This window comes from Mycetohabitans sp. B3 (genome assembly GCF_021498065.1).
In the GTDB taxonomy this organism is placed as follows: Bacteria; Pseudomonadota; Gammaproteobacteria; order Burkholderiales; family Burkholderiaceae; genus Mycetohabitans.
Window position 1 is genome coordinate 72,856 of record NZ_JAHLKN010000020.1, and the last position, 13,541, is coordinate 86,396.

At 61.8% G+C, this 13,541-nt stretch carries 8 protein-coding genes; 4 read left to right on the plus strand and 4 right to left on the minus strand.

Going from position 1 to position 13,541, the window contains the following annotated elements; genetic code table 11:
* Positions 1 to 307: 307 nt before the first annotated feature.
* The 4 genes from KQH55_RS05440 to KQH55_RS05455 all read right to left on the minus strand — a co-directional run bounded on the left by KQH55_RS05440 (position 308) and on the right by KQH55_RS05455 (position 5,166).
* The gene (locus KQH55_RS05440; protein ID WP_076784966.1) at positions 308 to 1,864 is read right to left on the minus strand and encodes a DHA2 family efflux MFS transporter permease subunit; all 1,557 of its coding nucleotides are present in this window, start codon (positions 1,862 to 1,864) and stop codon (positions 308 to 310) included.
* 9 nt (positions 1,865 to 1,873) lie between these two features.
* The gene (locus tag KQH55_RS05445) at positions 1,874 to 3,136 is read right to left on the minus strand and encodes an efflux RND transporter periplasmic adaptor subunit (protein WP_235090342.1); all 1,263 of its coding nucleotides are present in this window, start codon (positions 3,134 to 3,136) and stop codon (positions 1,874 to 1,876) included.
* A gap of 68 nt (positions 3,137 to 3,204) precedes the next feature.
* A complete protein-coding gene (locus KQH55_RS05450) occupies positions 3,205 to 4,683 on the minus strand; it encodes an efflux transporter outer membrane subunit (protein ID WP_235090343.1) in 1,479 nt (492 codons plus the stop codon).
* Between the two features lie 171 nt (positions 4,684 to 4,854).
* Positions 4,855 to 5,166 carry a MarR family winged helix-turn-helix transcriptional regulator gene (locus tag KQH55_RS05455; RefSeq protein WP_370642943.1) on the minus strand — a complete coding sequence of 104 codons (312 nt, stop codon included), beginning with the start codon at positions 5,164 to 5,166 and terminating at the stop codon, positions 4,855 to 4,857.
* A gap of 444 nt (positions 5,167 to 5,610) precedes the next feature.
* Here KQH55_RS05455 and typA point away from each other — a divergent pair, with 444 nt between their 5' ends.
* From typA to lpdA, 4 genes are all read left to right on the plus strand, one after another.
* On the plus strand, positions 5,611 to 7,437 hold the full coding sequence (typA, locus tag KQH55_RS05460; RefSeq protein ID WP_076784963.1) for a translational GTPase TypA: 1,827 nt from the start codon (positions 5,611 to 5,613) through the stop codon (positions 7,435 to 7,437).
* 336 nt (positions 7,438 to 7,773) lie between these two features.
* On the plus strand, positions 7,774 to 10,629 hold the full coding sequence (locus KQH55_RS05465) for a 2-oxoglutarate dehydrogenase E1 component (RefSeq protein ID WP_076784962.1): 2,856 nt from the start codon (positions 7,774 to 7,776) through the stop codon (positions 10,627 to 10,629).
* A 114-nt stretch (positions 10,630 to 10,743) separates the two neighbouring features.
* Positions 10,744 to 12,048: a 2-oxoglutarate dehydrogenase complex dihydrolipoyllysine-residue succinyltransferase gene (gene odhB, locus KQH55_RS05470; protein ID WP_235090344.1), complete on the plus strand. Its 1,305-nt coding sequence runs from the start codon at positions 10,744 to 10,746 to the stop codon at positions 12,046 to 12,048.
* Positions 12,049 to 12,063: 15 nt separating this feature from the next.
* A complete protein-coding gene (gene lpdA / locus KQH55_RS05475; protein WP_076794978.1) occupies positions 12,064 to 13,494 on the plus strand; it encodes a dihydrolipoyl dehydrogenase in 1,431 nt (476 codons plus the stop codon).
* The last annotated feature ends 47 nt before the right edge of the window (positions 13,495 to 13,541 follow it).

Sequence of the window (13,541 nt, forward strand, 5' to 3'; positions counted from 1 at the left end):
TTTTTAAACCATGCGTTTGGCACGTTGCCCCCCGTAGATCGATTTTGGACGCAAATGTTAAATCGTCGCCATTAATTTGTTATGCAAATTATCGAACTGGGCATTTGAATTACGAACGGCTTATGTGCGGCCAGTATTGGGACGACGAGAGTGTTATTAAAACGGACATTTGCCACGGGCTGCCCGCAACAAGCGCGTTTGCCGGAACCACGACTCGGCTTAATCAGAGGGCGAAGTTGCCAATGTGCTGGAGCGGGGCGCGGCGGGCGGTCTGTAGGCGGGCCACCCGTCGCACCCCGCTCGGCGTTCAATGTGCGGCTGATGCCGCGGCCCCCGCATCGCCGCCGCCGCGCTCAGGCTTGGTGATCCAAATCAACGTAATCAACGCGATGAAGATCGCGGCGGACAGGTAGAACAGGTCGTTGACGCCCAGTTGCGCAGCCTGTTGCGTCATCAAGTTGTTGACGAACCCATATGACTGCGCTTCGCTCATGCCGAGCGCCCGCATCTGCGCGACCGATTGCCCGAATGCCGGGCTGAATTGACTGGTTTGTTCGGCCAATTGCGCATGATGCAGGATCGTGCGATGGTCCCATGCGGTCTGAAAGATCGAGGTGCCGATGCCGCCGCACATGATTCGCACGAAGTTGGACAGACCCGAGGCCGCGGCGATCCGATGCGGCGGCAAGCCGGACAGCGTGATCGACACCAGCGGGATGAAGAATCCAGCCATGCCGATGCCCTGGATAAACGTGGGCACCATCAGCGCAAACGTATCGACGCCGGTCGTGTACCGCGAGCGCAGGTAGAAACACAATGCGAACACGGTGAACGCTGCGGTCGCGATGTAGCGTGGATCCGTCTTGGGCATGTATTTGCCGGTTAGCGGCGACAACAGAATCGCGAAAATGCCGACCGGCGCCATGACCAGGCCCGCCTGCGTCGCGGTATAGCCGATGTGCGTCTGCAGCCACAAAGGCAGCAGCACCAGGTTACCGAAGTACAATCCGTAGCCGACCGACAGCGCCACCGTGCCGCCGGTGAAATTGCGCCGCTGAAACAACGACAGATCGACGACCGGATGCTTGTCGGTCAACTCCCATACGACAAAGAACGCGAAGGTGATGATCGCAATCAGTGCCAGCACGATGATCGTTGTTGAGTTGAACCAATCGAGGTCCTTGCCCTTGTCGAGCATGATTTGTAATGAGCCGACCCACAGCACGAGTAGCACCAGCCCGACGCCGTCGATTGGCGCGCGCTTGACCTCGGAGTCGCGCTTGCGGAAGATCACCCACGTCGCGATCGCGGCGCCGATCCCAACCGGGATGTTCACGTAGAAGATCCACGGCCACGAATAGTTATCGGAGATCCACCCGCCCAGGATTGGGCCAAGCACGGGTGCGACGAGCGTGGTCATGCCCCATAGCGCGAGCGCCATCGCGGACTTGGAGCGCGGGTAGCTCGCCAGCAGCAGCGTTTGCGACAGCGGAATCATCGGACCGGCCACCGCGCCCTGCAGCACGCGCGATGCCAGCAGGAATGGCAGCGACGGCGCCAGCCCACACAACCACGACGAGATCACGAACAGCACGATCGACGTGAGAAATAGCCGGACCTGGCCAATCCGCTCGGTCAGCCAGCCGGTCAGAGGCACGGAGATTGCGTTGGCGACGGCAAACGAGGTGATGACCCACGTGCCCTGATCCGACGACACGCCAAGGTCACCCGAGATAGTCGGGATCGCGACATTGGCGATCGACGTATCCAGTACATTCATGAACACGGCGAGCGAGACCGCGATGGTCCCGACCACCAGTTGCATGCCCGACAGCGGCGGGTGAGACGCTTGTGTCTGGCTCATGGTATAGCCCTATCGTGTGGCGTGCCGGGCTGCGACCGGGGCCAGCCTAGCCGCCGTGTTCGCCGCCGGCCTAGCCGTGTCCGCCGCAGCGACGGCAGTGTCAACGCTGCCGTCGTTCTGGCTGATGATGCGTTGGATTTCAGCGTCGGCCTGCTTACCGTACTCATCGAATACGTCGGTCTGATACACCGTGGTCGGTGCGTTGCCGAGTTCGCCGCCTTGCTCGTCCTTGATCGACACGTTGGCGGTCATCGACAGGCCGATGCGCAGCGGATGCTTTCTCAACTCCTCGGGATCGAGCTGCACGCGCACCGGCAGGCGCTGCACGACCTTAATCCAGTTGCCGGTGGCGTTTTGCGCGGGCAACAGCGAAAAGGCCGAGCCGGTACCGGCTGAAAAGCCCTGGATCTTGCCGTGGTACACGACCGATGAGCCGTAGACGTCGGAGACGACCTCGACCGGTTGGCCGATGCGCATGTGCTTGAGTTGGACTTCCTTGAAGTTTGCATCGACCCAGACTTCGTTCAGCGGCACGATCGCCATCAGCGGCGTGCCGGGCGAGACGCGCTGGCCCACCTGCACGCTGCGCTTGGCGACGTAACCGGTCACCGGTGCAGGTAGTGTGTTGCGCGCGTAGTTCAGGTAGGCATCTCTGACCTTGGCTGCGGCCGCCAGTACGTTCGGATGCTGTGCAATCGCGACGTTGGCAGTTAACGCGCGGTTGGACGCCAACTGTTGACGCGCGATGTCGAGAGCGGCCTGCGCAGCCTTGACCGCATCACGCGCATGAGAGATTTCCTCCTGCGATACCGCGCCGGTCTGGGCAACCGTCAGACGGCGGCGCAGGTCATCTTGCGCGCGCGATAGGTCGGATTGGCGCTGCGCGACCGCGGCCTGGTACTGGTTGTTGTTCACGTACAGCGTACGGACCTGGCGCACGGTCTGCGCCAAGTCCGCTTCGGCCTGCTGTAGCGCGACGCGTGAATCCGCCGGATCAAGCAGCACCAGTGGCTGGCCCTTCTGCACGACCTGAGTGTCGTCCGCCTTCACTGCGATCACGGTGCCGGTGACCTGCGGCGTGATCTGCACTACATTGCCGTTGACGTACGCGTCGTCGGTTTCTTCGTGAAACCGCGCGATCAGTAGGTAGTACGCGCCATAGGCGATCGCGGCAAGCACAATCACGATCGTCACCAGCGTCATCAGGCGCCGGCGTTGGCCGTTGCTTGCGTTTGCGTCGGGCGTGGCGCCTTGTTGTTGGGGGCTGCTCATCAATCGCTCCGTGTCTTCAAGTCTGATTCATTGCATGGCCGGGCGGCCGGATGTGCGGGGGTGGCTCATCATTGGGCCGGCTCGGTGGCGCCGAGCACGGTGCCGTTCGCGTCGAAACCGCCGCCTAGCGCCTTGATCAGGGCCAGTTGCAGGTCGCGTCGACGCATGGTCAAATTGACTAGGGTCTGTTGCTGCGCCAACTGCAGGCTGTCGGCGGAGAGCACTTGCAACTGCGGCGCCAAGCCAGCCTTGTAGCGGATCACTGCCAACTCGTACGCGCGTTTGCTCGCGTCGTATGCGGCTTGCGTGTCAACGAGTTGCTGGTCGACCGAGCGGATCGCGGCCACCTGGGTCGCGACATCGTTCAGTGCGCCGATCAGCGTCTGGTTGTAGTTCGCCACCGCGCTGTCGTAGTCGGCAAGCTTGCCTTTCAGGTTTGCGCGCAGCGTGCCACCGTCGAAGATCGGCAAGTGGAGCGCTGGCCCGGCCTGGATCTGGCGGCTGCCAGACTGCAGGAATCGGCCCCAGCCGAAAGCATCGAAACCGAACCCGGCGCTCAGATTGATGTCCGGGAAAAACTCGGCCTTGGCCACCTTGATGTCGTGCGTAGCGGCCTCCACTTGCCAACGTGCGGCGACAATGTCCGGGCGGCGAGCCAGCAGGTCCGCTGGCAGGTTCGCCGGCAGCGCGACGCTGCCACCCCCGCCCAGCCGCGGCATCGCAATACGCAGCCCGCGGTCCGGACCCTTGCCGAGCAGTGCGCCGAGTTGGTATCGCGTCGTGGTGATTTGTCCATCCAGGTCAGTCAATGCGGTCTGGCTTGTTGCAAGGTTGCCCTCAGCGGTGCGACGCTCAACCTCGGTATCCAAGCCTGCGGCAAGGCGCCCTCGCGTGATGGCGCCTACATTGGCGCGGTTCGAGATCTCACACTGCGCGACCTCACGCAGCGCGTACTGTTGCGCGAGCTGGTTGTAGGCGCGTGCCACCGACGTCGCCAATGTCAGCCGCGCCTGCTGCGCCTCGGCCGCGGCGACTTTTTCCTGGGAAATCGCCAAGCGCAGCGCTTCCCGATTTTTGCCCCACAGGTCCAGTTCGTACGTCGCGCTTGCTAGCACATTGTTCTCGCTGTACCACGCGCCGCCATATGGCGGCGGGAAGAGCGCATTGCCCGAGTAAAGTTCGCGCGTCCACGTGTATTTCGCGTCCGCCTTGGGCAGCGTACTGGCGTTGGCGCCCTGCACATATGAGGCGGCCTTGGCTAACCGCGCCTGCGCTTGGGCAATGGTCGGACTGTCGGCTAGCGCCTCGTCGATCAGTTGCGGCAATTGTGGATCGCCGAACTGAGCAGCCCAATCCAGCGCGGGCCAGATACCACCTTCAGTGGGCAGGCTTTGCGCGCTGTCGAAGCTGTCGGCCCGTGCCGGCTGCTTGTCGCTGCGCAGCCCGATAGAGTTGGCGCAGCCGCCGAGCACCAGGGTGGTCGCCACCAGCGCGGCGGCGCACCGGGCCAGCCGTGCCGGCGGGGCGGAGAATGAAACGACTTTCATCGATCGGTCCTTCGGATAGCCCATATATTGGTGGACATTGCAACTAAATCCTTACTATCAGCCAACAAAAAGTCAACTAAAAAGCTTGCCAATACAACTGATTGCACACGGCATAACCGGATTCGTCAGCGCGATCTGGCCGCCGACTCGGGCAGCGGGGTCGCCTGACGTTTAGCTGGGCGTTTCGTCGCAGTTGATCAGGATGCGGCGTAGCATGCTTTTGAGGAAACCAACTTCCTCGGGGGTGAAGCCGGTCAGCAGCTTGTCCAGTACTCGGTTGTATATCGCTGGCATCCGCGCGGCCAGCGCGGTCCCTTCGTCCGTCAGCTTGAGGCGCACGACACGACGATCTTCTTCACTGCGCACCCGGCAGAGCAGGCCGCGTTTCTCCAGCCGGTCGATGAGCCGCGTCACCGCGCTCGCGTCGATGCCATATTCGCGTGCGAGTTCGGCCGCGGCAAGGCACCGACCACTGCCGAGCATGAATAGGATGCTTGCCTGCGTACTGGTAATGCCTAGTTCGGCCATCGTTTGCTGCGACACCATGTTCCAGATGTTCGAGCGGACCCGCGCGAGCAGATAGCCGACGCTCTCGTCGAAAGGGTAATTGGCGATTTCGGGCGGCAATCCGGCGTTCGGACTCGACATAAAAGGTGTACCGGCAATAGTTGACTTGACATGAATTATAGGAGCCGCCGTGAGGCATCGCAACGGGATTTTCCGCAAAACTGCTTAAAATCGTAGGGCAGTTCACCATGCGCACCGCGTGCGCATGGCGCGGACGCCACAGCGTGGTAGAATCTTTGGTTTCCAATTTGGCGCCCGTGCTACATCGCCCGCTGCTGTGGCGTGATCCTCGGGCTGCGTGCAGCCGCTTTGCCTTGCGTCGGCCCGCTTCGCCACGCACCGCGTTAGAACGACTCCTCTATGACACGCCCGCTCCGCAATATCGCCATCATCGCGCACGTCGACCATGGCAAGACCACGCTCGTGGACCAGCTGCTCCGGCAGTCCGGCACGTTCCGTGAAAACCAGCAAGTCGCCGAGCGCGTGATGGACTCGAACGACATCGAGAAGGAGCGTGGCATCACGATCCTCGCGAAGAACTGTGCTGTTGAATACGAAGGCACGCACATCAATATCGTTGACACGCCGGGGCACGCTGACTTCGGCGGCGAAGTCGAGCGCGTGCTGTCAATGGTGGACTCGGTGCTGCTGTTGGTCGACGCGGTCGAAGGGCCGATGCCACAGACGCGCTTTGTCACGAAGAAGGCGCTGGCGCTCGGGCTCAAGCCGATCGTGGTCGTCAACAAGATCGACCGTCCGGGCGCGCGGCCGGACTGGGTGATCAACCAGACGTTCGATCTGTTCGACAAGCTTGGCGCAAACGACGAACAGCTCGATTTCCCGGTGGTTTATGCATCGGCGCTGAACGGCTATGCCAGCTTGGACGCGCAGGTGCGCGAAGGCGACATGCGCCCGTTGTTCGAAGCGGTACTGCAATACGTGCCGGTGCGCGCGGCCGATCCGGACGCGCCGCTGCAGTTGCAGATCACGTCGCTAGACTATTCAACCTATGTCGGCCGCATCGGTGTGGGCCGCATCACGCGCGGGCGCATCAAGGCCGGCCAGCCGGTCGTGATGCGTTTCGGCCCGCAGGGCGAGCCGTTGAACCGCAAGATTAATCAGGTGCAGGTCTTCAAGGGGCTGGAGCGCGTGCAGGTGGACAGTGCCGAGGCTGGCGACATCGTGCTGATCAACGGCATCGACGATGTCGGCATCGGCGCGACGATCTGCGCGCCGGACGTGCCGGACGCGCTACCGATGATTACCGTCGATGAGCCGACACTGACGATGAACTTCTGTGTGAACACGTCGCCGTTGGCGGGCAAGGAAGGCAAGTTCATTACCAGCCGCCAGATCCGCGAGCGACTGAACCGGGAGCTGAATCATAATGTCGCGTTGCGGGTCAAGGATACCGGCGATGAGACGGTGTTCGAAGTGTCCGGTCGCGGCGAGCTGCATTTGACTATCTTGATCGAGAATATGCGTCGCGAAGGCTACGAACTCGCGGTATCGCGTCCGCGTGTGGTGGTGCGCGAGATCGATGGTGTTAAGCACGAGCCGTACGAGTTGCTGACCGTGGATCTCGAGGACGGTCATCAGGGCGCCGTGATGGAGGAGCTGGGTCGCCGCAAGGGCGAGCTGCTTGACATGGCGTCTGACGGCCGCGGGCGTACACGGCTGGAATATCGGATTCCGGCACGTGGACTGATCGGCTTCCAGAGCGAGTTTCTCACGCTGACGCGCGGCACGGGCCTGATGAGTCACATCTTCGATGCATACCAGCCGATGCGAGATGGCACGATCGGCGAGCGGCGCAACGGCGTGTTGATCTCGCAAGATGACGGCGCCGCGGTCGCGTACGCGCTGTGGAAGCTGCAGGATCGTGGTCGCATGTTCGTGTCGCCGGGCGACGCGCTGTACGAAGGGATGATCATCGGCATCCACAGCCGCGACAATGACCTGGTGGTCAATCCGATCCGCGGCAAGCAGCTGACGAACGTGCGCGCATCGGGGACCGACGAGGCGGTGCGCCTTGTTCCGCCGATCCAGTTGACGCTCGAGTACGCGGTCGAGTTCATCGACGATGACGAGCTTGTCGAGGTCACGCCGCAGTCGATCCGACTGCGCAAGCGACACCTAAAGGAGCACGAGCGCCGGCGCGCGAGCCGCGAGGCTGCGGCCGACTGACGTGCGTCGCTGTAGCGATGCCGCCGGCGGGCGAAGTCCATTGTGCCGCATCGGCGTCATGCTCGCATGAGCCGGTGTGGCGTTTTTGTATCGGTGTGGTGGTGGTGTGGTGCGGGCGATCCGTCCTCGATCCGCTCCGTTCAGGTCCGGCATCGGCCCGCTTGCAAATGAGGCAAATAGCCGCAATAGGCTAAACGTGATAAGCTTCGCCGATGCATGTTTTAGGTCCTTCCCAGCAGACTTGATTCGCGCAATCCGCTACACGGTCAGGCCGTCGCGCGGAAGGTTTCGTAACCCGCTATTTCTCGAGAAACTCGAAGAAAGGTGAGCGTCAAAATGATGAAGCAATTCCAGCTGAACTCGTATTTGTTCGGCGGCAATGCTCCGTACGTCGAAGAATTGTACGAAGCATATCTCGATAATCCGGCGTCCGTGCCCGAGAACTGGCGCAGCTACTTCGATGCCTTGCAAAACGTACCTGCGTCGGACGGCTCGAATGTGAATGACGTGGCCCACGCGCCGATCGTCGAGTCCTTCGCCCAACGAGCCAAAGCGAACGCATTCATTCCACGTGGCGGCAACAACGACCTGTCCACTGCGCGAAAGCAAGTCTACGTTCAATCGCTGATCGGCGCCTATCGCTTCCTCGGCTCGCAATGGGCCAACATCGATCCTCTAAAGCGCCGCGAACGTCCGCATATTCCCGAACTCGAACCTGCGTTTTACGATTTCACCGAAGCCGACATGGACCAGACGTTCCATGCGACGAACCTGTACTTCGGTTTTGAGCAAGCATCGTTGCGCGACATCGTGAAGGCGCTGCGCGACACGTATTGCGGCACGATCGGTGCGGAATTCATGTACATCAGCGATCCAGAGCAGAAGCGCTGGTGGAAGGAGCGGCTGGAGTCCACGCGCTCAACGCCGAATTTCTCCACCGACAAAAAGAAGCACATTCTCCAGCGGTTGACCGCGGCCGAAGGCCTGGAGCGCTACCTGCACACGAAGTACGTCGGTCAGAAGCGTTTCTCGCTCGAAGGCGGCGAGAGCTTCATCGCGGCGATGGATGAGGTCGTGCACCATGCAGGCAGCAAAGGCGTGCAGGAAATCGTGATCGGCATGGCCCACCGTGGGCGCCTGAACGTGCTCGTCAACACGCTCGGCAAGATGCCGGCGGACCTGTTCGCCGAATTCGAAGGCAAGCACGTCGACGATCTGCCGGCTGGCGACGTGAAGTACCACAAGGGCTTTTCGTCCGATGTCTCGACGGCTGGCGGCCCGGTGCACCTGTCGCTGGCGTTCAATCCATCGCACCTGGAAATCGTCAACCCGGTGGTGGAAGGCTCCGCGAAAGCGCGCATGGACCGTCGTGGCGACCTGGACGGTCTGCAGGTGCTGCCGGTGCAGATTCATGGCGATGCGGCCTTTGCCGGCCAGGGTGTCGTGATGGAGACGCTGAATCTGGCGCAAACGCGTGGCTATGGCACGTACGGCACGCTGCACATCGTGATCAACAACCAGATCGGCTTTACCACGTCCGATCCGCGCGATGCGCGCTCGACGCTGTATTGCACCGACGTCGTGAAGATGATCGAGGCGCCGGTGTTGCATGTGAACGGCGATGACCCAGAGGCCGTCGTGTTCGCCACGCAACTGGCGATCGATTTTCGGATGCAGTTTCACAAGGATGTCGTGATCGACATCGTCTGTTTCCGTAAGCTCGGTCACAACGAACAGGATACGCCGGCGGTCACGCAGCCGCTGATGTATAAGAAGATCGCGCAACATCCCGGCACGCGCGCGCTGTATGCGGAGAAACTGCTAACGCAGGGCGTGATCGGTGCAGACGAAGCCGATCAGTATGTGAAGACATACCGTAAGGCGATGGACGAGGGGCATCACACGGTCGACCCGGTGCTGTCGAACTACAAGAGCAAGTATGCGGTCGACTGGGTGCCGTTCCTGAACCGCAAGTGGACCGATGCGGCAGATACTGCAGTGCCGCTGGCCGAGCTCAAGCGCCTGGCCGAGCGGATCACGACGATCCCGGAGAATTTCAAGCTGCACCCGCTGGTTGAGCGCGTGGTCAACGACCGTCGCAAGATGGGCGCCGGTGAACAACCGCTCGACTGGGGCATGGGTGAGCACCTCGCGTTTGCATCGCTGGTCGCCTCCGGCTACGCGGTGCGCTTGACCGGACAGGACTCGGGCCGTGGCACGTTCACGCACCGCCATGCGGTGCTGCATGACCAAAATCGCGAGCGCTGGGATGATGGCACGTATATTCCGCTGCAGAATGTCGCGGACGGGCAGGCGAGCTTCACTGTCATCGATTCGGTGTTGTCCGAGGAAGCGGTGCTCGGCTTCGAGTATGGATATTCGACGGCCGAACCCAATACGCTGGTGGCATGGGAGGCCCAGTTCGGTGACTTCGCCAATGGCGCACAAGTCGTCGTTGACCAGTTCATCTCGTCCGGCGAAGTTAAGTGGGGCCGCGTGTCCGGGCTGACGATGCTGCTGCCGCACGGCTACGAAGGGCAGGGTCCGGAACACTCGTCGGCGCGCATCGAGCGGTACTTGCAATTGTGCGCGGAGCACAACATGCAGGTCGTGCAGCCGACGACGCCGGCACAAATGTTCCACCTGCTGCGCCGCCAGATGATCCGGCTGTTCCGAAAGCCGCTGATCGTGTTGACGCCGAAGTCATTGTTGCGCCACAAGGAAGCGGTGTCGGACCTGTCCGAGTTGGCGAGCGGCGCGTTCCATCCGGTGCTCAGCGAGACCGATGCGTCGATCGATCCGAAAAAGGTCAAGCGTGTGCTCGTTTGCTCAGGGCGTGTCTACTACGATCTGATCGCCCATCGCCGCGAGGCAAAGAACGCCGACGTCGCGATCTTGCGTATCGAGCAACTTTATCCGTTCGCGCACAAGCAGTTCGAAGCCGAGCTGAAGAAGTACGATAACGCGACCGAGGTCGTCTGGGTGCAGGATGAACCACAGAATCAAGGACCCTGGTTCTACATCGAGCACCACCTCGCCGAAGGGATGCGGGACGGTATGAAACTCGCGTACAGCGGGCGTCCGGCGTCCGCGTCGCCGGCGGTCGGCTACTACGCGAAGCACTACGAGCAGCAGAAGGCGCTGGTCGAGGGTGCGTTCGGCCGGCTCAAGAGCGCGACGCTGATCAAGTAATTACGCAACGATGAAGCCGAGGGGGGCGAATGCTCGTCCCCCCGGGGGACCGTGCGCCGCGTCTCCAGCGCCTGGTCGCCCGATACGGCACGATACGTATTCAGGATAATGACGATGGCTATTGTTGAAGTTAAAGTTCCGCAGCTTTCGGAGTCGGTGTCCGAAGCTACGATGCTCCAGTGGAAGAAGCAACCGGGGGAAGCGGTTGCGCAAGATGAAATACTGATTGAGATCGAGACCGATAAGGTCGTGCTCGAAGTGCCGGCGCCTGCTGCGGGCGTGCTCGCTCAAGTGATCAAGCACGATGGCGACACAGTTGTTGCCGATGAGGTGATCGCCAAGATTGATACCGAAGCGAAGGCTGGCACCGCGGCGGGCGCGACGGCGACGGAAACAGCTGCCGCCGCCGCAGGCGCCGAAGTGAAGCCGGCGCCGCAAACATCGCCGACTCCCGCAGCGCAACCGGCTGCGGCCGGCGGCGCCAGCGGCGCAATCGCGTCGCCGGCCGCCTCAAAACTGCTCGCGGAGAAGAACCTGAGCGCCGGCCAGCTGAGCGGCACCGGCCGCGACGGTCGGGTGACCAAGGGTGACGTGCTAGCAGCTGGCGCGTCGCCGGCCGCCAAGCCGGCCGCGCCGGCCAGTGTCGCCGCGAAGGCGGCGCCGTCGCGTGCCGCGTTGCCGCAGGTCGCTGCGCCGGGTGCGGACACCTGGCTGACGGACCGCCCGGAGCAGCGTGTGCCCATGTCACGGCTGCGCGCGCGGATCGCCGAGCGCCTGCTCGAGTCGCAACAGACTAACGCGATCCTGACCACGTTCAACGAAGTGAACATGGCGCCGGTCATGGATCTGCGCAGCAAGTACAAGGATCGCTTTGAGAAGGAACACGGCGTGAAGCTCGGCTTCATGTCGTTCTTTGTGAAGGCGGCCGTGCATGCGCTGAAGAAGTTCCCGCTCGTGAACGCGTCGATTGATGGCAACGACATCGTCTACCACGGCTATTTTGACATTGGCATCGCGGTCGGCTCGCCGCGCGGCCTGGTTGTGCCGATCTTGCGCAACGCAGATCAGATGAGTCTTGCGGACATCGAGAAGAAGATTGCCGAGTTTGGTGCGAAAGCCCGGGACGGCAAGCTGTCGATCGAAGAAATGACTGGCGGCACGTTTTCTATCTCGAACGGCGGCGTGTTTGGCTCGATGCTATCGACGCCGATCATCAATCCGCCGCAATCGGCGATCCTCGGCGTGCATGCGACGAAGGAGCGGCCGGTCGTTGAGAACGGCCAGATCGTGATCCGTCCGATCAACTATCTTGCCCTGTCGTACGATCACCGGATCATCGACGGTCGTGAGGCGGTGCTGTCGCTCGTCGCGATGAAAGAAGCGCTGGAAGATCCGGCACGCTTGCTGCTCGACCTTTAAGCGAGGAATGTCTTCATGGCAAAAGAATTTGATGTCGTCGTGATCGGTGCGGGCCCCGGTGGCTACATTGCGGCAATCCGCGCCGCGCAGCTCGGCAAGAGCGTTGCTTGTATCGAGAAGTGGAAGAACCCGGCCGGCGAACTCAAGCTCGGCGGCACCTGCCTGAATGTCGGCTGCATCCCGTCGAAGGCGCTGCTGGCCTCGTCCGAGGCGTTCGAGAATGCCTCGCATCACCTCGACGATCACGGCATTTCGGTATCGGACGTGAAGATCGATATCGCGAGGATGCATGCGCGCAAGGACGCGATCGTCAACAAGATGACCAAGGGCATCGAGTTTCTATTCCGCAAGAACAAGATTACGTGGCTCAAGGGACACGGCAAGTTCACTGGCAAGACCGACGCCGGTTATCAGATCGATGTCGTCGGTGAAGGCAGCACGGAGTCGGTGATCGCGCGCAACGTGATCATTGCAACCGGTTCGAAGGCGCGCCACCTGCCGTTTGCGAAAGTAGATAACCGGATTGTCGCGGACAACGAAGGGGCGCTGGCATTCGATTCGGTGCCTAAGAAGCTGGCGGTGATTGGCGCGGGCGTCATCGGGCTCGAACTGGGTTCGGTGTGGCGGCGCCTCGGTGCCGAGGTGACAGTACTCGAGGCGTTGCCGTCGTTCCTCGGCGCCGCCGATCAGGGATTGGCGAAGGAAGCCGCGAAGCAGTTCGCGAAGCAGGGATTGAAAATTCACCTGGGCGTGCAGATCAGCGAGGTGAATGCGACCGATAACGGCGTAACGATCTCGTACGCGGACAAGGACGGTCACGCGCAGAAGCTCGAGGCTGATCGCTTGATTGTGTCCGTGGGCCGCGTGCCGAATACCGACGACCTCGGTCTCGAGGCGATTGGGCTGACGGTCAACGAGCGCGGATTCATCGACGTTGACGACCATTGCCGTACCAAACTGCCCGGTGTTTATGCGATCGGCGATGTGGTGCGCGGTCCGATGCTCGCGCACAAGGCCGAGGACGAAGGTGTACTGGTCGCCGAGGTGATTGACGGGCAAAAGCCGCACATCGATTACAACTGCATCCCGTGGGTCATCTACACGGAGCCGGAGATTGCGTGGGTCGGCAAGACCGAAGAGCAATTGAAGGCGGAAGGCCGACAGGTCAAGACCGGACAGTTCCCGTTCATGGCCAACGGACGTGCGTTGGGCCTCAATCGCGCCGATGGTTTCGTGAAGATGATTGCCGACGCGAATACCGATGAACTGCTCGGCGTGCATATCATCGCGGCGAATGCGTCCGATTTGATCGCCGAGGCGGTCGTCGCGATGGAGTTCAAAGCTGCATCGGAGGACATCGGGCGGATTTGCCATCCGCATCCGTCGCTTTCCGAAGTGATGCGAGAGGCGGCGCTCGCCGTCGACAAGCGCGCGTTGAACATGTAACGCGAAGCCGGGTCCGCCTCGCGCCGAGGTGGATGCCGGGGCTGCCG

Coding starts and splice junctions, on each gene's coding strand:
- KQH55_RS05445 (WP_235090342.1), bottom strand. CDS start 3,136: ATGAGCAGCCCCCAACAACAAGGCGCCACGCCCGACGCAAACGCAAGC.
- KQH55_RS05465 (WP_076784962.1), top strand. CDS start 7,774: ATGATGAAGCAATTCCAGCTGAACTCGTATTTGTTCGGCGGCAATGCT.
- lpdA (WP_076794978.1), top strand. CDS start 12,064: ATGGCAAAAGAATTTGATGTCGTCGTGATCGGTGCGGGCCCCGGTGGC.
- KQH55_RS05455 (WP_370642943.1), bottom strand. CDS start 5,166: ATGCTCGGCAGTGGTCGGTGCCTTGCCGCGGCCGAACTCGCACGCGAA.
- typA (WP_076784963.1), top strand. CDS start 5,611: ATGACACGCCCGCTCCGCAATATCGCCATCATCGCGCACGTCGACCAT.
- KQH55_RS05440 (WP_076784966.1), bottom strand. CDS start 1,864: ATGAGCCAGACACAAGCGTCTCACCCGCCGCTGTCGGGCATGCAACTG.
- odhB (WP_235090344.1), top strand. CDS start 10,744: ATGGCTATTGTTGAAGTTAAAGTTCCGCAGCTTTCGGAGTCGGTGTCC.
- KQH55_RS05450 (WP_235090343.1), bottom strand. CDS start 4,683: ATGAAAGTCGTTTCATTCTCCGCCCCGCCGGCACGGCTGGCCCGGTGC.